16 protein-coding genes are annotated in these 22,800 nt (G+C 46.4%); 10 read left to right on the top strand and 6 right to left on the bottom strand.

Going from position 1 to position 22,800, the window contains the following annotated elements:
- Nucleotides 1–6: 6 nt before the first annotated feature.
- Complete coding sequence (zupT, locus tag J7649_RS10270; RefSeq protein ID WP_005268208.1) at nucleotides 7–816, top strand: zinc transporter ZupT; 810 nt, start codon at nucleotides 7–9, stop codon at nucleotides 814–816.
- Between the two features lie 70 nt (nucleotides 817–886).
- Here zupT and rsmB read toward each other — a convergent pair whose 3' ends face one another.
- Together rsmB and fmt are read right to left on the bottom strand one after the other, a co-directional pair.
- On the bottom strand, nucleotides 887–2,194 hold the full coding sequence (rsmB, locus tag J7649_RS10265) for a 16S rRNA (cytosine(967)-C(5))-methyltransferase RsmB (protein ID WP_219307849.1): 1,308 nt from the start codon (nucleotides 2,192–2,194) through the stop codon (nucleotides 887–889).
- Nucleotides 2,191–3,153, bottom strand: a complete 963-nt coding sequence (gene fmt, locus J7649_RS10260) for a methionyl-tRNA formyltransferase (RefSeq protein ID WP_005268206.1) — start codon at nucleotides 3,151–3,153, stop codon at nucleotides 2,191–2,193. The genes rsmB and fmt overlap by 4 nt, the downstream gene beginning before the upstream one ends.
- Nucleotides 3,154–3,561: 408 nt before the next feature.
- Between fmt and ilvD (J7649_RS10255) the strand changes: the two genes are divergently transcribed.
- The 6 genes from ilvD (J7649_RS10255) (at nucleotide 3,562) to J7649_RS10230 (ending at nucleotide 11,365) form a co-directional block, all read left to right on the top strand.
- Complete coding sequence (gene ilvD, locus J7649_RS10255) at nucleotides 3,562–5,391, top strand: dihydroxy-acid dehydratase (protein ID WP_026056552.1); 1,830 nt, start codon at nucleotides 3,562–3,564, stop codon at nucleotides 5,389–5,391.
- Nucleotides 5,392–5,949: 558 nt separating this feature from the next.
- A complete protein-coding gene (ilvD, locus tag J7649_RS10250) occupies nucleotides 5,950–7,635 on the top strand; it encodes a dihydroxy-acid dehydratase (protein ID WP_005094796.1) in 1,686 nt (561 codons plus the stop codon).
- Between the two features lie 177 nt (nucleotides 7,636–7,812).
- Nucleotides 7,813–9,108 carry an RNA-guided endonuclease InsQ/TnpB family protein gene (locus J7649_RS10245; RefSeq protein WP_219307841.1) on the top strand — a complete coding sequence of 432 codons (1,296 nt, stop codon included), beginning with the start codon at nucleotides 7,813–7,815 and terminating at the stop codon, nucleotides 9,106–9,108.
- Between the two features lie 178 nt (nucleotides 9,109–9,286).
- Nucleotides 9,287–10,609 carry a hypothetical protein gene (locus J7649_RS10240; protein WP_219310102.1) on the top strand — a complete coding sequence of 441 codons (1,323 nt, stop codon included), beginning with the start codon at nucleotides 9,287–9,289 and terminating at the stop codon, nucleotides 10,607–10,609.
- Entirely contained in the window at nucleotides 10,590–10,877 is a 288-nt protein-coding gene (locus tag J7649_RS10235; protein WP_219307839.1) for a chorismate mutase, read from the top strand. Before J7649_RS10240 ends, J7649_RS10235 begins: the two co-directional genes overlap by 20 nt.
- A gap of 308 nt (nucleotides 10,878–11,185) precedes the next feature.
- Nucleotides 11,186–11,365, top strand: a complete 180-nt coding sequence (locus tag J7649_RS10230; protein WP_004280844.1) for a hypothetical protein — start codon at nucleotides 11,186–11,188, stop codon at nucleotides 11,363–11,365.
- Nucleotides 11,366–11,630: 265 nt separating this feature from the next.
- On the opposite strand, the gene J7649_RS10225 is transcribed toward J7649_RS10230, so the two are convergent.
- The 3 genes from J7649_RS10225 to J7649_RS10215 form a co-directional block, all read right to left on the bottom strand.
- On the bottom strand, nucleotides 11,631–12,926 hold the full coding sequence (locus J7649_RS10225) for a solute carrier family 23 protein (protein ID WP_004728924.1): 1,296 nt from the start codon (nucleotides 12,924–12,926) through the stop codon (nucleotides 11,631–11,633).
- 306 nt (nucleotides 12,927–13,232) lie between these two features.
- Nucleotides 13,233–15,917, bottom strand: coding sequence for a phosphoenolpyruvate carboxylase (ppc, locus tag J7649_RS10220; protein WP_005268200.1), 2,685 nt, complete (start codon nucleotides 15,915–15,917; stop codon nucleotides 13,233–13,235).
- A gap of 149 nt (nucleotides 15,918–16,066) precedes the next feature.
- Nucleotides 16,067–16,690, bottom strand: a complete 624-nt coding sequence (locus J7649_RS10215) for a TetR/AcrR family transcriptional regulator (RefSeq protein ID WP_005268199.1) — start codon at nucleotides 16,688–16,690, stop codon at nucleotides 16,067–16,069.
- 148 nt (nucleotides 16,691–16,838) lie between these two features.
- Here J7649_RS10215 and J7649_RS10210 point away from each other — a divergent pair, with 148 nt between their 5' ends.
- From J7649_RS10210 to J7649_RS10200, 3 genes are all read left to right on the top strand, one after another.
- Nucleotides 16,839–17,942: an efflux RND transporter periplasmic adaptor subunit gene (locus J7649_RS10210; protein WP_005268198.1), complete on the top strand. Its 1,104-nt coding sequence runs from the start codon at nucleotides 16,839–16,841 to the stop codon at nucleotides 17,940–17,942.
- 2 nt (nucleotides 17,943–17,944) lie between these two features.
- The gene (locus tag J7649_RS10205) at nucleotides 17,945–21,082 is read left to right on the top strand and encodes an efflux RND transporter permease subunit (RefSeq protein ID WP_219307837.1); all 3,138 of its coding nucleotides are present in this window, start codon (nucleotides 17,945–17,947) and stop codon (nucleotides 21,080–21,082) included.
- Nucleotides 21,083–21,213: 131 nt separating this feature from the next.
- Nucleotides 21,214–21,591, top strand: coding sequence for a sodium/proton-translocating pyrophosphatase (locus J7649_RS10200; protein ID WP_164542996.1), 378 nt, complete (start codon nucleotides 21,214–21,216; stop codon nucleotides 21,589–21,591).
- Between the two features lie 22 nt (nucleotides 21,592–21,613).
- Here J7649_RS10200 and J7649_RS10195 read toward each other — a convergent pair whose 3' ends face one another.
- A complete protein-coding gene (locus tag J7649_RS10195; protein WP_219307835.1) occupies nucleotides 21,614–22,675 on the bottom strand; it encodes an RNA-guided endonuclease InsQ/TnpB family protein in 1,062 nt (353 codons plus the stop codon).
- Nucleotides 22,676–22,800: the final 125 nt, after the last annotated feature.

The raw sequence follows: 22,800 nt of genomic DNA, 5'->3' as shown, positions 1-22,800 counted from the left end.
TTTGACATGATTTCCGTTTCAGATGGACAAGTCTATACAGCCTTTGCCGTAACTTTATTTGCCGGGCTGGCCACCGTGGTGGGTGGGGGGCTGGTATTATTCTTAAAAAAACCCAATTTCCGCCTGCTGGCCTTTGGTTTGGCCTTTGCTGCCGGTGCCATGATCTATGTCTCTTTAACCGAAATTCTGAACAAATCGATTGCGTCCTTTAGTCTGGATTTTGATGAAAAAACCGGTTTTGCCTTTGGCACTTTTGCTTTTTTACTGGGCGTGGTTTTGGTGTTATTGCTGGATCGCTTTGTGCCGAATCCGCATGACACGATTGAAACCCATTCTGCCAAGGGCGTCAGTTCCCCCCAATTACTGCGTACCGGTATGCTGACCCTGTTTGCGATTAGCGCACATAACCTACCAGAAGGACTGGCGACGTTTTTTGCCACACTAGAAAGCCCAGCTTTAGGTGCGCCGTTGGCGGTGGCAATTGCGATTCATAATGTGCCAGAAGGTGTGGCGATAGCCTTGCCGGTATATATGGCCACCGGCCGTAAAGATTATGCGCTCTGGGCCAGTCTGGTCTCGGGCCTGGCCGAACCATTGGGGGCAGCGCTCGGTTATTTTATTCTGGCACCTTATATGAGTGAAACCGTCTATGGTCTGATCTTTGGGGTGATTGGCGGCGTGATGGTTTATCTGGCACTGGATGAATTATTGCCGACGGCAAAACGCTATGCCAAAGGACATGAAACGGTATATGGGCTGGTCAGTGGCATGGCTGCATTGGCCAGCAGTCTGGTGATTTTTAAGTTTATTCAATAAACCTCATATTCACTAAATCACGAGATATAAAAAAGGCAGCTTAGGCTGCCTTTCATTTTAAACGCATGATTTATGCCGTTTTTTCAATACGGCAATAGAAGAAGCCGTCGCCTTGATCCGCTTTCGGTAACAATTGACGGCCATGAATCTGTTCGATGCCCCAATCGACTTCGATTTTGATTTCTTTGGCATCGGCATGTTGAGCAAAGAATTCGACCATCTGCTGTTCGTTTTCGGCTTTCAGAATTGAACAGGTGATGTACAGCAAAGTACCACCGACTTTCAGTTGCTGCCACATATTTTCCAGAATCTGCTTTTGCAGCTGTACCGTTTGCGGAATATCTGTAGAGTGACGTAACAAGCGAATATCCGGATGACGACGGATCACACCAATTGCAGAGCATGGTGCATCCAGTACGATACAATCGACCGGCTCCGGAGCGGTCCAGGTGATCGCATCAGCCGCGATAATTTCAACGTCGGCATATTCAGTTAACAGTAAACGTTCCAGATTTTCTGCCACACGGACTAAACGTTTAGCATCCTGATCAATGGCATACAGTTTTTTCGGGCTGTATTTTTCCAAGATATGCGCAGTCTTACCCCCTGGCGCAGCGCAGGCATCTACTACGATTTTGCCTTCAAGGTCAGGAACTAAGGTCGCACACAGCTGGGCATGTTCATCCTGCACCGAGAAACCGCCGGCTTCATAGCCCGGCAGGTTCGGAATATGCACATTCTGTTCCAGTACAATCCCAACTTCAGAAAGAGTACAGGCACGTGCTTCATAGCCTTCTTCTTCCAGAATTTCCAGATATTCATCACGGCTGACCTGATTGATATTGACACGCAAGGTAAGCGGCGCAATCTGTTTCAAGTCATGTGACAGCTCGGCAAGCTGTTCCGGCCAGTCTTTCTTTAAACGCTTGTAGAGCCAGCTTGGCAGGCCATGCGCCTGATTTAAAGCCAGGTCAAATTCTTCTGTTTCACGTGAAACACGACGCAGTACCGCATTGACCAGACCGCTTAAAGGTTCAAATCCCAGCTGTTTGGCTGCAGTGACGGTTTCTGAAATCGCAGCATGTGCCGGAATACGCGTACATAGAATCTGGTACAAACCCAAATATAAGCAGCTTTCTAGAGCCTGGTTATCAAGAGGTTTGGTTAATAGCGGCAGGGTGATGGCTTTCAGGCCATGCCACTGACGTAAACAGCCTAGCGTTAACTCGTGATAAAGACCACGGTCACGTTCAGACACAATATTAATATGTTGATTGAGTACAGAAGCAAGTGATTGGCCATTTTGTACAGCCAATAGCGTTTTTACAACTTGCGCGCGCAAATTCAAATTTTTAGCTGATGATTGAATTTGGCTCATGCGAATTTATATCCTACCGATAGTTTTTGAGTTTGATTAATTTGAACAGCATTCAGGGCTTTGCCGCCTGGCCATTGCAGATTGGTGATGCAAATGACATTTTGATCGCCACACATTACATGCACGCCGTCTTTATCCAGGGTAATTACTTCACCAGGCAGGGCATTGCTTGCGTTTTGCTTGGAAAGTGATGAACTCCAGATGCGTAAATTGTTGCTGTCATCAAGCGGGGTAAATGCCACTGGCCAAGGATTAAAGGCACGAATATTACGGTCAATGTCTGCTGCAGGCTGGGTCCAATCAATTTGCGCTTCGGCTTTTGTCAGTTTATGCGCGTAAACAGTCAGGCTTTCATCCTGAACTTCACGAGTCTCAAGATAGTGCTGTAAAGTCTGTTCCGATTCGAGCACGGCCACAATCGCCTCAGCACCTTGTAACGCCAGTTTGTCATGCAGGCTGGCAGAAGTATCCTCGGCGCTAATCGGGCACAATGTTTTATACATCATATCCCCGGTATCCAGACCGGCCGCCATTTTCATAATGGTTACACCGGTCTCGGCATCGCCGGTAGCAATCGCGCGCTGAATCGGGGCTGCACCGCGCCAGCGCGGCAACAGGGAACCATGAATATTCAGGCAACCATATTTTGGCGTATCCAGAACCACTTGTGGCAGGATCAGGCCATAAGCCGCCACTACCATCACATCTGCATTTAAGGCTTTAAGTTCCGCTTGCGCTGCCAGACCTTCTTCAGTCGAAGATTTGAAGTGAAGCGGTTGGTAGACCGGAATATTATTTTCTAAAGCCAGCTGCTTGACTGCAGAAGCTCTCAGTTTTTGTCCACGTCCAGCTTTGCGGTCCGGTTGAGTGTAGACCGCAACAATTTCATGTTCGGTTTTAAGCAGTGCAGCCAATGCTGTGGCTGCAAATTCTGGTGTGCCCGCAAATATGATCTTCACACATGAAATTCCAAATAAACTTAAAGGGTATTATAAGCCAAAAGCCAAATTTCAGCCTAATCGTTGCAAAAACTTATCGAATAAGGCCTGTGAGTACTTGAATTTCGGTGGAATTTTTATATAAAAAAAACTCATGCAAATTGTAAAAATTATTCATGAAAGTTTTGTATTGTCCTGATGATGATGGCGGTATAGTAGATTTCATTAAGAAATTTTTATCGTCAGATCATCCAAACCTCTCTATAGACATTTTTGCCTGCATCTACACCCAAAAGGCCATCTTGTAAATCAAGGGCTTGTAGTATGATAGGTTTAAAATTCAACTGATTTAAGCTCCTTGTCAGTATGATTTAGCCAGAGTGGATCTGCCCGATTCATTGCAAGCTCAAACTTTGTTGGAAATATAAAATGCCTGACTATCGTTCAAAAACATCGACACACGGAAGAAATATGGCTGGCGCACGCGGTTTATGGCGTGCCACCGGCATGAAAGATGAAGATTTCGGTAAACCGATTATTGCGGTGGTGAACTCGTTCACCCAGTTTGTACCGGGTCATGTGCATCTTAAAGATCTGGGTCAGCTGGTGGCACGTCAAATTGAAGCGTCAGGCGGTGTAGCAAAAGAATTCAATACCATTGCGGTCGATGACGGTATTGCGATGGGTCATGACGGCATGCTGTATTCATTGCCTTCACGAGATCTGATTGCAGACTCGGTCGAGTACATGGTCAATGCCCATTGTGCCGATGCGATGGTGTGTATCTCGAACTGTGACAAGATCACCCCGGGAATGTTGATGGCCGCGATGCGCCTGAACATTCCGGTGGTATTTGTCTCTGGCGGTCCGATGGAAGCGGGCAAGGTCAAAATCCGTGGCAATGAACACGCGATTGACCTGGTGGATGCCATGGTGGTTGCGGCAGACGACAGCTTTACTGATGAAGAAGTGGCAGCTTATGAGCGTTCAGCCTGTCCTACCTGTGGTTCATGTTCAGGCATGTTCACCGCCAACTCCATGAACTGTTTGACCGAAGCTTTAGGTTTATCTTTACCGGGTAATGGTTCTACGCTGGCAACCCACGCAAATCGTAAAAAATTATTCGAGCGTGCGGGTCAATTGATTGTTGAAATCACTAAACGTCATTATGAGCAAAATGACTACAGCTTGTTGCCACGTTCAATCGCGACCAAAGCAGCGTTTGAAAATGCCATGACGCTGGATATTTCAATGGGTGGTTCAACCAATACGGTTCTGCATCTGTTGGCAGCAGCACACGAGGCTGAAGTCGACTTCACGATGACCGACATCGACCGTTTGTCGCGTAATGTGCCGGTTCTTTGTAAGGTTGCCCCAGCGAAACAGGATGTCCATATGGAAGATGTACACCGTGCCGGTGGCATCATGTCGATTCTGGGCGAACTGGATCGTGCAGGCTTGCTGGATACATCTGTTCCAACCGTCCATGAAAAAACTTTAAAAGATGCCTTGGATAAATGGGACATCATCCGTACTGAAGATGAAGACGTGTATCAATTCTTTAAGTCAGCGCCGGGCGGTGTACCAACGCAGACGGCATTCTCACAAGACCGTTACTATGCCCGTTTAGATGGTGACCGTGACAATGGCGTGATCCGTAATGCAGCCAACGCCTTCTCGCAAGATGGTGGCCTGGCAGTACTTTATGGCAACATCGCACTGGAAGGCTGTATCGTAAAAACAGCGGGTGTGGATGATTCCATCCTGAAATTCAACGGGACTGCACGTGTGTTTGAAAGCCAGGATGCTGCTGTAGAAGCGATTCTGGGCGGCAAAATCACTGCGGGTGATGTGGTGGTAATTCGCTACGAAGGTCCACGTGGTGGTCCGGGCATGCAGGAAATGCTGTATCCAACCAGTTATCTTAAATCGAAAGGTTTGGGTAAAGACTGTGCACTTTTAACGGATGGCCGTTTCTCAGGCGGTTCGTCTGGCCTTTCAATCGGTCACGTATCTCCTGAAGCTGCGGAAGGCGGTGCGATTGGTCTGGTTGAAGATGGTGACCGTATCGAAATTGATATTCCAAACCGGACTATTCACCTGGCCGTAGACGAAGCAACCATGGCAGCACGCCGTGAAGCACAAGAAGCCAAAGGCTGGAAGCCTGCGGAACAGCGTCCGCGTAAAGTGTCTAAAGCACTGAAAGCGTATGCGATGCATACTACCAGTGCCTCGAAAGGTGCAGTACGTGATATCTAATTTGTAATTTTACAGATTTAAATAGCACTCCAGATGGGGTGCTTTTTTTATACAAGAAACTATTTTTAGACTTTCCAAATTATGCCCAGTAGAATGCGACAGGAAGTCGCACGTTTGCCCGTATGGCAGGGATGCCATATCGGGCAAACAAAGGGATTTTGTTTACTTTTGGCCCGGCAAAAGTAAAAGTGCCTACGAGATAGCATTAAAAATTACTCAGGTAATTTGAGGCTGTATGGTAAAAAAATCGAAGATCCACTTAAAATCAAAGCGTTAATAACTTTAAAAGTTCTGATGATCTTTGTGCAGGCAGAATCTTACTTTTGACGGCGCAAAAGTAACAAAACGCTCTTGTTCCGCTAACTTTACTTCCCTGTAGAGTAGCGAAACGGCGACATCCATGTCGCTTGATCATGTGATTAAAATTTTTTAAGTATTCATCAAAATGTTTTTCTATAGGGTAATTTCTTTTACATGCCGAATGCTTTCTATACAATAGTCTTAAAATAAATTGCTGAAACTGAAGTTTCAAATCAGTCGACGCCCAGGAAGAAAATAATGAGTAAAGATAATATCCGCGAGCATTCAGCCCCCGTTTATGAAGGCATTGAAAATGCACCAGCCCGTTCCATGATGCGTGCCACAGGTTTTCAAGATGCTGATTTTGAACGTCCATTTATTGGTATTGCCTCGACCTGGGCCAATGTCACGCCTTGTAATATGCATATTGATGGTCTGGCCAGAACTGTAGAGCAGGGCGTGAGTGCGGCAGGCGGCAAGGGGATTATCTTTAATACCATTACCATTTCAGATGGTATTTCCAATGGCACGGAAGGCATGAAATATTCACTGCTGTCACGGGAAGTGATCGCAGACTCGATTGAAACGGTCGTGGGCTGTCAGGCTTATGATGGGGTGATCGCCATTGGTGGCTGTGATAAAAATATGCCCGGCTGCATTATGGGGTTAGCCCGTTTAAACCGTCCGGGTCTGTTTATTTATGGCGGCACCATCAAACCAGGCGAAGGCCATACCGACATGATTTCGGTATTTGAAGCGGTCGGTCAATATGCCAAAGGTGAAATTAACGCGATTCAGGTCAAGCATATTGAAGAAGTGTCTTTGCCGGGTCCGGGTTCTTGTGGTGGTATGTATACGGCTAACTCGATGGCCTCTGCGATTGAAGCACTCGGTATGAGCTTGCCGGGTTCGTCCGCGCAAGAAGCAGTTTCGGATGACAAACAAATTGACTGTGCCCGTGCCGGTGAGGCGGTGATGAATCTGTTGCGACTGGATATCAAGCCGCGTGACATCATGACCAAGGCTGCCTTTGAAAATTCGATCAAGGTTTTGATTGCGTTGGGTGGCTCGACCAATGGTGTACTGCATCTTTTGGCCATGGCGCATACCGCAGGGGTTGAATTGAGTCTTGATGATTTCGTACGGATTGGTAAAGATATTCCGGTGGTGGCCGATGTGCGCCCATCTGGTAAGTATTTAATGTCTGAACTGATTGCCATCGGTGGGATTCAACCGCTGATGAAGCGCATGCTGGATGCCGGCATGCTGGATGGTTCCTGCCTGACGGTGACCGGAAAAACCCTGGCAGAAAACCTGGCCGAGGTTCAGGACTATCCAGAAGGCCAGCAGATTATTCTGCCTTTTGATGCGCCCGTGAAAAAAGACTCTCATCTGGTGATTTTAAAAGGCAATCTGTCGCCGAAGGGCGCCGTGGCCAAGATTACCGGTAAGGAAGGTCTGCATTTTGCTGGTCCGGCCCGGGTATTTGAAGGCGAGCAGGGTGCCATGCGCGGGATTCTGGATGGTGAAGTCCAGCCGGGTGAAGTGGTGGTGATTCGTGGCGTCGGCCCTAAAGGTGGTCCGGGCATGCCGGAAATGCTGAAACCGACTTCTGCGATTATTGGTAAAGGTCTGGGCGCTTCGGTGGCTTTAATTACTGACGGACGCTTCTCTGGTGGCAGTCATGGCTTTGTGATTGGTCATGTGACGCCAGAAGCTTATGAGGGTGGCCCGATTGGTCTGGTGAAAAATGGTGACCAGATTTCAATTAATGCTGAAACCCGGGAAATGACCTGGCATGTTGCGGAAGAAGAAATTGCCGCACGTCAAGCGGCCTGGACCAAACCTCAGCCAAACTATACTCACGGTGCGCTGGCCAAATTCGCCAAACTGACTTCAGGTGCAGAAACCGGTGCAGTCACTGACCTGAATCTTGACCTCTAATCCATTGTTAAACATTGAACATTTGCTTATCTTAATCGGGCGTAAGACCCTCACCGACAGTCAGGTGGAGGATACAAGCGAGTGGCGATAGCCATATTAAAGATAATGTTTTCTTGGTTTTATTGCTTATTTTTGCTATAATTTAAACACTACAATTCTTTTATAAACAATGATTTAATGAAGATTTCACAACACTACAAGTTTAGGCTTCTGCCTAACCAAGAACAGGAAATATTGCTTAATCAAGCAATAGGTTCTGCTCGTTTTGTGTGGAATCAAATTCTCGCTAAATCATTTGAAATGTTTGCTAAAGATGAATATATTCGTTACGAAAGCATTGAAAAAAAATTAGTGCCCCTTAAAAAAACACCTGAATTTTCTTTTCTTGGTCAAACATATTCAGCTTGCTTACAGCAAAAAATACGTGATCTTGCTCAAGCATGGGGTAAGTTTTACAACAAAAAAGAACAAGCTCGTTTAAAGCAAAACAAGCGGAAACCACGTAAACCCAATTTTTTTAAATTGGCTGATGGTGGTGAGATTCAGCTTAGACCACTCATGCCAAGATTCAAGAAGAAATCAGATGGTGAGCAATCTTTTAGACTTCCATTTGCAGATTGTGAGGTTATTGGTGATCGAGTTTCTTTGCCTAAAAAAACAGGTTGGATAAGATTTAAAAAATCACAAGAAATTGTTGGTAAAATCACAAGTATTACAATTAAGAAAATTTGTGGGCTTTGGTATGTTTCATTTTGTACTAACCGTGAAATCGAACAACCAATTCATCCATCAAAATCTGCAATTGGTGTTGATCTTGGCATTAAGCAATTAATTACAATATCAACAGGTCAGGTATTTGACCCAATCAATAGTTTTAAAGCCAATCAAGTAAAGTTGGCTAGGCTTCAACGCAAGTTGAGAAAGAAAACCGAATTTAGTCAAAATTGGAAAAAACTTAATTTAAAGATCAATAAATTACATCATCATATTGCCAATATTCGGCATGACTACTTGCACAAAGTCACGACAACTCTCAGCAAAAACCACGCAATGATCGTAGTTGAGGACTTAAAAGTAGCCAATATGTCGAAGTCAGCCAAAGGCTCAATCGAAGAAAAAGGAAAGAATGTTAAAGCTAAATCAGGCTTGAACAAATCAATCCTAGATCAAGGTTGGTCAATGCTTGTTAATATGTTGGTGTACAAACAGCAATGGCGAGGTGGTTTACTCGTTAAAGTTGACCCTAAATATACAAGTCAGACTTGTAGTTCATGTGGTCACGTTGCAAAAGAAAATAGACCTACTCAGGCTAAGTTTGAGTGTGTTAGTTGTGGTTTTAGCGAGAATGCAGATATTAACGCTTCTCGTAACATTTTAGCGGTGGGACACACCGTTTTGTCTGTCGAGGGAAGATGCGGTAAAGGTCGCCCTGTGAAGCAGAAAGCAAGTGAAATCCGTGAGGAAGTCACCTAAGAGCTTTTGCTTTTAGAATCCCCCACTTGAGCTAGTCGAAAGTGGCGGGAGTATGTCAAGACTTGATATAAGTTTTTACACCATGCAGGGCTTTGGCTCTGCGATCTTAAAAATAGATTATTCTGTACAGATTCAATTTTTTGAACTGCACACCGTCATCTTTGTCGAGGCCGAACTCATGTCCCTGTTACGCCGTTGGTTTGATCCAATCCGATCGAGTTGGTTTTACCAGAAACCAATCCGTCAAACGGTGTTATCTATTCAAGATGGGCTGAGTATCCATTTAAGACTGGATGATGTGTACAGCTATCTGGCGGTACAGCAGCTGCCCCAGCTCGAAGAAATTTTAAGTCCGCAGCTCAAGCCGCTGAAAGTAATTATTTCCAGTTCGCATGCAGCCCCCCCAAATCAGATGTCTTTTGATGAATGGCAGCACTACACCCTAAATGATGCCAAGATTCTGTCGAAACAGCATCGTTTTAGTTTTCATGACACGCCAGAATTGCCCAGCGCTGAAGCCTTGCAACAGGCGGAACTGATTTTACGGCATACCCCGCTGCGCGGGCAGGATTTTCTGTATTTGCTGGAAGATGTGTTTCATATGTTGTGGCAAAAACAGACCGGAAAATTACGAACCCTTTATGCCATGGCCAGTCGTCATCATCAGCCACAGAACTTTCCCGAACGTATTTTTGACCAGACCCCGATTCTGGCCAGCTATTTTAATTTAGGCGGACGCCAGTATCAGGCAGTCGATGACCTGTTGCGTCTGACCCGGCGTCTGGAGCAGCAAAAACTGCTGACCGGTAATCCGATTTTTATGATCGATCACATTGAATGGCGTGAGCATCTGATCAGTGATGCTGAAGAGCTGAACGAGATCCAGTCGATGGATCCGGAACTGGACTTGTATATCGCGCTGGAAGATCCGATCTCCTGGCTTTTGCTGGCCTATATCAAGGAAGAACTGGCCGATTATTATAATATCCAGTTGAATGTCTATCCCTTGTCCTATCGTGGCCGGGATGAGTTTGACTGGAGTCTGGCCACACGTTTATCCAAACGGACGGACGTAGAATTTACCCCGTTTTGCCGACCGACCGAGCAGGCGATTGCGCCAATGGCACAGTTATTTTATAGCTGTCCCGAGGAGCAGCGGATTGAGGCGATGTACCAGATCTTGCAGGCTGTCTGGACCCGTGGTGAAGACCTGTCTTATGCACCCCATTTCAAACTTTTGCAGCAACAGTTAAATATTGTAGATCTGACCCAGAACGATATTCTGGTGAAGCTGCAGGACAATGATATGCTCTGTGAAATGAAGTCGCAGCCGAACTTTCCGGTACTGGAACTGCGGATAGATGATCAAAGTTATACATTTAATAGCTTATATCGGGTCTGGATGATTGAAAGTATTTTCAGTAATGTGTTAGAAGAAAAGTATAAAAGTAATAATCAAACTGAAAGTGAACTGAAAAAACATGGAAAAGATCAAAGCTGAATCACTAGAACATGCACGTCAACAGATCGATGCCATTGATAGAGCTTTAGTTGAGCTGATCGCTGCGCGTCAATTTTATGTTGATCAAACCACCCGTTTCAAAAAAACCGAAACCGATTTGCAGTCACCAGAACGTATGGAACAGATTGTAGAAAATGTTAGGGCATTGGCGCAAAAGCAGGGCCTCGATCAGGAGTTTATTGAACATCTATACCGTGAAATGTTCCAATACTTTATTCAACGTGAACTGAAAGAGTTTCGTCCTTAAACAGGCTCATTTCAGTTCAACTACGCCGGACGATCTTCAAGCTATGCAGGAGATCTTGCTGTAGCCATGGCGATTTTTAAGCATAATATCGCCTTTTTGCAAAAATAATTTATCCATAAAAAGCCCATTCAGCCAATTGCCTAAAGCCTTGCCTGGACAGGCTTTGCACGGTTTTATAGAAATTGTAGTAAAAAAAAGAAATTGATTTTATTAAATATTTTTACAATGTAAGTTTGATTTAATTTAAAAAGTATATATATTGTATATACATCTTTTGCAAAGCAGTCTTTATTTTGGAGAGATAAGCAATGAGCGAGCAAATAAAAAAAATAAAGACAGGCAAGAAAGATGGACAACTTTTAATTCGTATTCAGAGTACGGAGCGTGATGAATTTATTCGTCTCTGCGAAGAACTGGATACTAGTGCTGCTCGTGAATTAAGAAAATTTATTCGTGGTTTTGTGAAACAACACAAGCCTAACGAATAGCCTTACTAGGGAGTAATACCATGGCTAAGCAAGTTAAATCTTTAAAGCAAGAAATCAAAGCACGTTTGAAAAAGATTTCAAAACATAAAGGCAAATTGAAGCAACTGAAGCAAGCGCTTAAAAAACAGAAATAAGCCAACGTGAATCAATTGCCAGTCACTTAAAACAGTTCATTCTAGACAGACTGTTTTAGGCTACAAAAAGACCGAACATATATGTTCGGTCTTTTTGCTTGCAACAGGCTGTGCCCAGGCATCGCTGAATTTTATTTTTTATCGACCAGACTGAAGAACCAGTTTAAGAACAGGGCTGCAAACGTTGCCGTACCAATACCACCCAGATTGAAGCTACCAAAAGTCAGGGCAAAATCACCCGTACCTAAAATAATGGTCACCGCAGCCACCATCAGGTTCTTGTTCTGCGAAAAATCGACCTTGTTCTCAATCCAGATTTTGGCACCAGCAATAGTAATCAAACCAAAGACTATAATCGAAGCACCGGTCAGAATCGCTGTCGGAATCGTATGAATAATCGCACCAAACTTAGGCGATAAACCCAGGAACACAGCAAAGACACCCGCGACGGCAAAGATGATAGTCGAGTAGACCCGTGTTACGGCCATCACGCCAATGTTTTCACCATAGGTGGTCATACCCGGCGCACCCACACCACCCGCTAAAGTCGTGGCAATACCATCTGCAACAAAGGCTTTACCAATATGCGGATCCAGGTTTTCACCGGTCATCGCACCTACGGCTTTAATATGGCCCAGATTTTCAGCCACCAGAATCAAGGCAATCGGCGCAATGATCAGCATGGCATTCAATTCAAAGGTCGGTGCATGGAAGGTCGGTAAACCGAACCAGGCTGCTTGCTGAATGGGAAGGAAGTTGATTGCAGTGCCATAACCCATGACATTGCTGAGCATGAAATAGATCAGATAGGCCAGTAACAGACCGACCAATAATAGCAGGCGTTGCAGCAGGCCTTTGGTAAAGACGGCAATCGAGCCCATGCACATCACGGTAACGAGAGACATCCACATATTAAAGGTGTTGCCCATGACGCTTTTAACCGTGACTGGAGCAAGGTTCAGGCCAATGATCATCACCACGGCACCGGTCACTACCGGTGGCATCAGCTTTTCGATCCAGCGGGTGCCCGTCGCCATGACCAGAAAGCCCATCAGCGCATAGAAGATGCCACATGCGATAATCCCGCCTGCTGCAACGCCAATATTCGGATTCAGTCCGCCACCACCCGCATAACCAGTTGCTGCGATGACCACACCAATAAAGGCAAAGCTTGAACCTAGATAACTTGGAACCCGGCCACCGGTGATTAAAAAGAACAGGATGGTACAGATCCCTGACATTAAAATTGCCAGGTTTGGATCAAAGCCCATTAAAAAAGGTGCCAGTACGGTTGCGCCAAACATGGCAAAGGCATGCTGTACACCCAAAACTACCGTTTGTGCGGGTGGCAAATACTCTGCGGTACCTACTGGTCGTGCATCGATACTGCCCTCATACGGGCGCCATTTGGGAAACCAACTGGACATAAAATGAGCACTCAAAAGATAAATTGTGCACATCATACTCCGGTTTTTTGGAAGTTTTAATCACTCCTTTCAACTTTTTGTTCAAGTTAATTCATTGACTTTTATTTATTTTTTATCAATTGGTAAATATTTTTAATATAAAAGTAGCGTTAAATCAGTGGATTAATCATATAGCTATGCTTAAAATTCACTCATAAAGATTTGTTATTTTAGTTATAAAAAATACGATGCAGTGAGTGGTTTTGGCCAATTCATGTACAAAAAAAGCACATCACCAGGATGTGCTTTGAATGCGAGGGCGAAAAATCAGCCGGTATTACGTAAACCGGCTGCAATGCCGGCAATGCTGACCATTAAGGCATGATCGACCGGGGTATTTTCAGCCTGCTGCTGTTCCAGATATAAACGGCGACGTTTCATCAGTTCAGCTTGCAGTAAGTGCAGCGGTAACAAATAGGGTTTACGTACTTTCATCGACTGATCCAGTACACCGTTACTGCTCAGGAGTTTCGATTCGCCTTTTAAGCTCAACAGGGTTTGTACAGCATCCTGCAAACGCTGACGCAGTTCTGTTCCCAGAACTTTAAGATCTTCATCCTGAGTCAAATGCGATTCATAATATAGCGCCACATTGGCATCGGCTTTGGACAGTACCATTTCCAGCATATCAATCAGGGTCTGAAAATACGGCCACTCTGCCAGCATCTCATCCAGTACCGTGCGTTGTCCCTGATCCAGTACCGCATTTAATGCAGCACCGGTACCGAGCCAGGCCGGTAACATCAGGCGAATCTGGGTCCAGGCAAAGACCCAGGGAATCGCTCGCAGTGATTCAATCCCACCACTGACTTTACGTTTCGCCGGCCGTGAACCCAGTGGCAGCATTTGCAGTTCAAGTTCTGGCGTGACGGTACGCAGGTATTTCACAAAATGCGGATTTTCCCGGACGGTCTGGCGATAGACCTGCACCGATAGCTCGGTCATTTGATGCATCAAGTCGCGCCATTCCTGTTTGGGTTCAGGTGGCGGGAGTAAGGTCGCTTCCAGTGTTGCAGCGGTATAAATTTCCAGATTCTGCAGGGCGATTTCTTCCAGACCGAATTTGAAACGGATCATTTCGCCCTGTTCAGTCACCCGGATCGCACCTGAAATCGACCCTGGCGGTTGAGAGAAGAGTGCCTGCTGGGTTGGCGCACCGCCACGGCTAATTGAACCGCCACGACCATGGAACAGGGTCAATTGCACGCCATGTTGTTGGGCAACTGCGGTCAGTTCTTCCTGGGCACGATATTGGGCCCAGTTGGCCGACATAAAACCAGCATCCTTGGCAGAATCCGAATAGCCAATCATGACCTCATGTTTGCCCTGAATATGCTGTTTGTACCAGTGCATATTGAACAGGGTCGACATGGTTGCGGCTGCGCCATCCAGATCTTTTAAGGTTTCAAACAGGGGAACCACCCGTAGCGCCTGCTTGATGCCGGCTTCTTTCTGTAGCAATAAAACCGCCAGCACATCACTTGGATATTCCGCCATCGAGATGATATAAGCACCCAGAGATTCGCTCGGTTGCTCGGCTAGCGTACGCATGGTGGCAAACACTTCCTGTACATCCGGATGTTCAATCAGGCTGCCTGCTGGCTCATTCAGATGTTTTGGCAGCAACGGACGTTTGCTTTGCAGCTCTTGCAGTAAAAAGTTTTGCCGTGCCTGTTCAGTCCAGGTTTCAAAATTCCCCAGTCCTAAATATTCGGTAATCGCAGAAATCGCCTGACGGTGACGACCCGATTCCTGACGGATATCCAGTTTTAGCAGTTCGATCCCAAAACTGTTGACCCGGTAAATAAAGTCCAGCAGGCTGCCATTGGCAATTTCGGCCAGATTGCAGTCCATCAGCGAACGGTAGCAGGTCAGGAGTGGCTGTAAAAGTTCGTCTTTACTTTTAATCACCAGACTGTCATCGGCATCATTGCCTTTTAATTTTTCTGCCAGCCAGTGCCGTGTGGCTTTCAGGCGGGTACGGGTGTCACGTAAATATTCACGGTAGGGTTCAGGATGGGGCTGGCCCAAGGCTTCGGAAATTTCCGGGCTACATTGCTGGATAGACAGTTCCCAGCGCAGGTTTTCAATATCGCGTACATAAAGGTCGGCTGCTTTCCAGCGCGACAGCCACAGCACTTCCTGGGTGACGGTATGGGTCACATTCGGGTTGCCGTCGCGGTCACCGCCCATCCAGGAGGCAAAACGTACCGGTGCCACATCTAGGGGCAGGTTCTGAGCACACTGTTCTGTGACCATGCTATTCAGTTCCCGGATAAATTTCGGAACCGCATTCCACAAGGTCTGCTCAATGGTGGTAAAGCCCCATTTGGCTTCATCAATCGGAGTTGGACGATGCTGACGGATTTCATCGGTTTGCCAGGCAGAGCTGATCAGCTGTTTCAGATCGGCCAGAACTGCCTGACGTTCACGTGGAGTCAGTTTCTGCTGGTCAAATTTGGACAGGGCATTATTGATACCGTCATATTTTTGAATCAGGGTACGGCGGCTGACTTCTGTGGGATGCGCGGTCAGAACCAGTTCAATTTTCAGTTCACAGATTTGCTGATACAGCGTATCGGCAGAAATCTCCTGCTGTTTAAATTTTTCAAATAAAGGCACCAGAGGATTGGGCGATTCTGCAGTGTCATCAAACTCGCTCTGACGGCGACGACGTACCACATGATATTGTTCGGCAATATTGGCAAAGTTTAAAAAGTGGGTAAAGGCGCGGGTCAGCGGCAGGATTTCTGCATCTTCTAGACTCAAAAATAGTTGTTCCAGTTGTTTTTCTGCTTCGACCTGTCCATCGCGAGCGCCTTTGGATAGGGCACGGATCTGCTCGATCTGATTAAACAAATCCTGCCCGGCATGTAATTTTAAGGTTTCCCCAAGCAAATTACCCAGTAAGCGTACGTCTTCGCGTAGTGGTGCATCAATCTGTTGAATCATTTTTTATTCCCTCACATGCATGCTTTGACTATACCGCGACTGCATGACAATCCAAGTCCCTTAGAGACAAAAGTTGCAGAGCATTGGCTGCTTTTTTAGCAAATTTTAGGCCACATATGGTTATCGGTGCTCGATCCTGAGAGAAGGCTTTAGTCAGGCAGAGCATATTTCAGCATAAACAGTTCAATGGCCTCGCTAATGATCTGTTGCTGTTCTGCGCTTGAAGGGGGAGGGCTGAGACCCAGCAGGATTTTCTGATGACGGGTTCCGGTCAGCAGGGACACGATCAGCTCGGTCTGTTTTTCTGGAAGATCGACCTGAATAAAGCTGTACTGTTGGGCCAGAGCAAAGAAATCATTCCAGACTGCATCCAGTTTGCTATGCGAGGCCTCATAAAACTGTTCTGCCAGAGGACTTTGCTGCGAGGCCAGTTCCATCAGTAACAGGTCCAGCTTGATCGCTTCTGGTAAATTAATAATATTTAAAGCGCGCTGACAGGCCTGATAAAACTCCTGCGCAAAGTCACTGCTCGGCTGCAAGAGCTGAGGATGTTCATGCAGAATGGCTTCACAGGTATCCTCAATCGCACAGCTAAACAGGGTCGCCTTGTCCTGAAAATGGTTATACACCGTCAGCTTGGTCACACCTGCCTCACGTGCAATCTGGTTCATGCTGGAGGCATGATAGCCATGCGCTAAAAACAGCGCTTTGGCCACGCTGAGGATGCGCTGACGCTTTTCCAGATCCTTGGGTCGTCCTACAGGTATTTGCACAATTTCTTCCAAAAAAAGTCAATACGGTCATTGCTTTGAAGCTTGAGTTTTAATTAGTGTACCGGGTGGTATATTAATTAAAAAACAAGCAATTCAATATATCAGCATAGTTTGCCCTAAAAAAGACGATCAGATAAGAGCGAATAAGATGAGCAGGATTTACAGCGTATTGGCTGGCATGGTGGTGCTTTGCAGCGTGACTTTAAGCGGGTGCAGCAAAGATACTGCTGCAGCACAACAGGAAGTTCCCTTTGTCATGGTGGCGACACCCACCACTTCACAGCATGAATTAAAAAGTTATGCCGGTGATGTGCAGGCACGCCAGCAAACGGCGCTGGCATTTCGGGTCGCTGGGCAGGTGACCCAGCGCTTCGCTGATGTGGGTGACCAGGTCAAAGCCGGGCAAGTCCTGGCAACTCTGGATGTCAAAGATGCCCAGCTGCAGCTGAATGCAGCACGTGCCCAGCTGGAAAGCGCGCAGTCTGCTACTAAGATTGCTCAGGATGAATTACAACGTTTCAAGCAGTTATTGCCATCCAATGCCGTGAGCCGCTCACAATATGACGCGATCGAAAACCAGTACAAGACCGCCCTATCAAATCTGAAACAGGCACAATCCAACTACGATACCGCTAAAAACCAGACTGCTTATAACCAGCTGATTGCCACCAGAAACGGCGTGATCACTGCACGCAATATAGAAACAGGACAGGTGGTGGCTGCCGGGCAGGCGGCGTATGAACTGGCGATTGCCGGTGAGCGTGAAGTGGTAATTGGCGTACCGGAACAGGCTATTTCGGAGATCAAGGTTGGACAGGCAGCTACAGTGACATTATGGTCCAAACCTGAAGAGGAATTTGCCGCTTTTGTCCGCGAGATTTCACCAGCAGCGGACCAGTCGCGGACCTTTCGGGTTAAAGTTTCCTTACGTGAAGGCAATGGTCAGATCCAGCTGGGGCAAAGTGCCCGGGTATTTTTTCAGCACAGCCGCGACAATATGCTCAGTGTGCCGCTATCCAGTGTCTCGGCAACGGATCAGCAGGCTTATGTGATGGTGGTCCAGCCGGATCATACCTTGCGTAAAGTTCCGGTTCAGCTCGGTGCCTATGGCCGGGACAGTGTTCCTGTACTCAGTGGCCTCAAGCCGGAAGATTATGTAGTGATTGGCGGCGTACATCTGCTGCGTAACCAGCAAAAAATCAATCCGATTGATCGTGAAAACCGTCGTGTGACCATTCAGGCAGGGAGTTAAGCATGAACTTTAACCTGTCGGAATGGGCCTTAAAAAATAAAGGTCTGGTGCTGTATTTTATGATCCTGCTGGGTCTGATCGGCATTGTCTCTTATTCCCAACTGTCACAAAGTGAAGATCCGCCTTTTACTTTTAAAGTCATGGTGATCCAGACCTATTGGCCGGGTGCCAGTGCCAAAGAAGTATCCCTACAGGTCACTGACCGGATTGAAAAGGAACTGATGACCACGGGACAGTATGACCGCATCATGGCCTATTCACGTCCGGGTGAATCCATGGTGACTTTTGTTGCCAAGGATTCTCTGGCTTCGAAAGATGTCGCGGATGTCTGGTATAACGTGCGCAAGAAAGTGGGCGATATCCGGCATGAATTGCCACAAGGAGTACAAGGGCCGTTCTTTAATGATGAATTCGGCGATACCTTTGGCAATATTTATGTGCTCAAGGGTAAAGATTTTGACTATGCGACCCTCAAGGAATACGCCGACCGCTTACAGCTGCAACTGCAACGGGTCAAAGATGTCGCCAAAGTTGAACTGATTGGCCTGCAAGACCAGAAAATCTGGATTGAGATTTCCAATACCAAGGCCATTCAGCTGGGCGTTCCAGTCATGGCGATTCAGCAAGCCCTGCAGCAGCAAAATGCCACCACCCAGTCCGGTTTTTTTGAAACCGGTTCAGACCGGATTCAGGTGCGGGTCAGTGGTGCATTAAACAGTGTTGAAGAGTTAAGACAGATGCCGCTGCTGGTCAATGGCAAAACTATTCAGCTGGGGGATGTCGCAGAAGTCTATCGAGGCTTTAGTGATCCGGCACAACCGCGGATGCGCTTTATGGGCGAAAACGGCATTGGTATTGCTGTATCGATGCGCAAGGGCGGGGACATCATTGCTTTGGGTAAAAATCTGGAACAGGAATTCGCCCGCCTGCAAAAAGCCCTGCCCCTCGGCATGGAACTGCAAAAAGTCTCCGATCAGCCGGTGGCAGTTAAACGCAGTATTAACGAATTTATGAAAGTGCTGGCAGAAGCGGTGATTATCGTATTGCTGGTCAGTTTTTTCTCGCTCGGTTTCCGGACCGGTCTGGTGGTGGCTTTCTCGATTCCGCTGGTGCTGGCCATGACCTTTGCCGGTATGCAGCTGTTTGATGTCGGACTGCATAAAATTTCCTTGGGGGCGCTGATTCTGGCCCTCGGTCTGCTAGTCGATGATGCCATTATCGCCATTGAAATGATGGCGATTAAGATGGAGCAGGGTTATAGCCGTTTACAGGCGGCCGGGCATGCCTGGCGCACCACGGCTTTTCCTATGCTGACCGGGACCCTGATTACCGCTGCCGGTTTTCTGCCGATCGCCACTGCAGCTTCGAGTACCGGGGAATATACCCGTTCGATTTTCCAGGTAGTGACCATCGCATTGCTGGTATCTTGGCTGGCCGCGGTACTGTTTGTGCCATATTTAGGCGATAAACTTTTACCGGATTTCAACAAAGATTTAATTCAAAAAGCACCGTGGTATCAGCGGCTTTGGGCACGTCTGTGCAAACAGCCAGAACCTCAGCCGATTGTGCATCATGCCAGCGAACATTATGATCCTTATCAAACCCGGTTTTATCAGGGTTTTCGTCGTTGGGTCGATGCCTGTGTGACCTATCGTAAAACTGTCATTGCTGCCACGGTCGGGATTTTTATCCTGTCCATTTTAATGTTTAAGCTGGTGCCGCAGCAGTTTTTTCCACCTTCAAATCGAGCTGAAATTCTGGTGGATCTCAAACTTGAAGAAGGTGCATCACTGAAAGCCACTGAAGCTGCAGTAAAAAAAGTCGAAGCCTTTTTATCGAAACAAGAGGGTATTGATAACTATGTGGCCTATGTCGGGATGGGTTCTCCGCGTTTCTATTTACCGCTGGATCAGCAGCTGCCGCAAACCAGTTTTGCCCAGTTTGTGGTGCTGGCATCCTCTTTGGAAGATCGTAACGAAATCCGTCAATCCTTGAGTGACCAGATTCGGCTGTTATTACCGGAAGTCCGTACCCGGGTGTCCCTGCTGGAAAATGGCCCTCCAGTCGGTTATCCATTGCAGTTCCGGGTCTCTGGTGAAGATCTGGGACTGGTTCGTGAATGGGCGCAGAAAGTTGCAGCCACCGTGGGAGACAATCCGAATACCACCAATGTACATCTAGACTGGGGTGAGCCGAGCAAAGTCATCAAACTGGAGATCGATCAGGATCGTGCCCGTCAGTTGGGCGTGACTAGCAGCGAACTGGCCAATGTGCTGAACAGCTCGATTTTGGGGGCCGGCATTGATCAGTATCGGGAAAAGCGTGAACTGATTGAAATCCGTTTACGTGGTGCGCAGGCTGAACGCGTTGATGTCGCTTCTTTAAGCAGTCTGGCGATACCGACGTCACGTGGTACTTCGGTACCGTTGGCACAGCTTGCCAACATTGAATATAGCTTTGAAGAAGGCTTGATCTGGCATCGGAATCGTTTACCGACCATCACGGTGCGTGCCGATATTCGCACGGCCTTACAGCCGGCCACTGTGGTGAATGAATTACACGATTCACTGCACCAACTTCGAGCTGAGTTGCCGAATGGCTATCTGCTGGAAGTCGGCGGTACGGTCGAAGAATCCGCGCGTGGACAGAACTCGGTCAATGCTGGCATGCCTTTATTCCTGGCGGTAGTGATGACCCTGTTAATGATTCAGCTCAAGAGCATCTCACGGGCCTTTATTGTGTTCCTGACCGCGCCTTTAGGCATTATCGGAGTGGTGTTATTCCTGTTACTTTTCAATAAACCTTTCGGTTTTGTGGCCATGCTCGGGACGATTGCGCTTTCTGGAATGATCATGCGAAATTCCCTGATTCTGATTGACCAGATCGAGCAGGATATTCAGGCCGGAGAATCCCCATGGGATGCCATTATCAATGCCACAGTCCGCCGTTGTCGCCCGATTGTCTTGACCGCACTGGCCGCTGTTTTAGCCATGATTCCCTTGTCCCGCAGTATTTTTTTCGGGCCGATGGCAGTGGCCATTATGGGCGGTTTAATTGTGGCGACACTTCTGACCCTGTTTTTCCTGCCTGCCTTATATGCACAATGGTTTAAAGTGAAAAAAAGTTTAAATTCTGTTTAAAATTGTCATAATTTCAGGTGCGAAATATTGAAATTTTCAATATAGTAGCAGCTGAGATTTTTATAATTTAAAAAAATAAGTAACTACTGCATTGGCCGAACTGCCAATCCGGTAATGAGGTTAAACCAAACATGACTCAAACTACATTAACCAAGATGCGACGTTCCGTAGCGATGGCTTATGTCTTCATGTTTTTGGCCTTATTTACGCTATTTAGTGGACTTTTTGCTTACTGGTTGGCCCGTAAAGTTACCCAGGTTGATTATGCTGAAGTCTGGTTACAAGCACAGGCACTATGGATCATGCGTAATATCGTGATTTATACCATTTTGGCGATCTTTGCTGCACTGTGGTTTATTCCCCTGTTTTTCTTTGCCTGGGACAGCCAGTTATGGGTCAAAGCCTGTGTGGTGACCGGGGTGATTTTCAGCTTTATTGCCTTTATTTTCCTGATCAATGCCTGGTTTAAAGGTATTTATAAATTCTCTCAAAATAAAGCTGTGTTCTAAAGCGTTTGACATCCTCCCCCAGCTAAAGCAAGAGGATTCCTCCTGCGAGACGCTTATGCCCAAGCGCAAGTATGTTCAGGGCGGAATTCAAATCCCGCTGCCAGACTGTACCGCAGTTCTGGCATGTCCATTCTCTTATTCCAAGATCAACCCTACCTTTTGGACTACTGCTTGATATTCGCTTACAGCACGAGCAGATCTGGGTGGTATAGGCTTCATTGACTTCTTCAAACAATACACTTGCGTTCTCGCATTTATACTTGAGCATTGTTTTGAGTTTTGAAAACCCTGTATCTAAAACCGATTTTGCCATTTTAGTTTTTACAAGCTTTTTAGCGCTTAAGCTACCTACAACAATCAGTGCATTATTTCGAACAAGCATAGTGCTTGCTTTGTGCAAACGGTCTTTACGACGGTTTGCAATCTTGGCATGTAATGCACGAACACGCTTCTTATTTCTTGCTCTTTGAGCAATACCCAATTTCTGCTCATATTTACGGTAGAACTTGGGATTTGAAATGACCGTACCATCAGAACAGGTAGCAATATCCTTTAAGCCTAGATCAATACCAATTGCTTTAGTCGCTTTAGGCTTCTCTTGCTTTGGTAAATCTACAACAAGGCATACATACCAATGCCCACGACTATCCTCAACAAACGCACCTGTTCTTACAGTGTATTTGCTTAGGCCATAGCTATCCCACATGCCAAACTTGTTTTTTCCATATTGAATTAAGCCATCGGAATATTTAACGGCAACCTTTTTAAAGGGTATCCAACCAAGAGAGCGCCTTGCTGATTTCTTGTTACTTACACGCCATTTTAGCTTTGCTTTTTTGAATTGCTTGCGTCTTGTTACTAATTCTTCTGTCACAGCCTGAATGGTTTGACTATGTAGGCTGCATTCTTTAGATGCACCTTTTGTGTATTTCGCTACATCGTAAGCCGATAGAAATTCACCTTTTCTTTTTAAATGTTTAAACCCTAAATCATTCACATAATTCCAGACAAAGTTTACCTCAGATGCTAATTGACCTAGCACCTTGCAATGTTTGTCTTTTATGCGTAATTTAAGTGTTTTCATGGGCTTATATTAGCTCATAATAAATTAAAGTTGTTGATTTAAAAAAACCCAACGACATTTCATGTCGTGTCGCTTATATCTCTGCTCTGAAGGACAGCGTTTTACGCTCCATTTGATAATTTTTT

The organism is Acinetobacter lwoffii (assembly GCF_019343495.1).
Classification (GTDB): domain Bacteria; phylum Pseudomonadota; class Gammaproteobacteria; order Pseudomonadales; family Moraxellaceae; genus Acinetobacter; species Acinetobacter lwoffii_P.
This window is presented reverse-complemented; position numbering and strand designations above follow the sequence as displayed.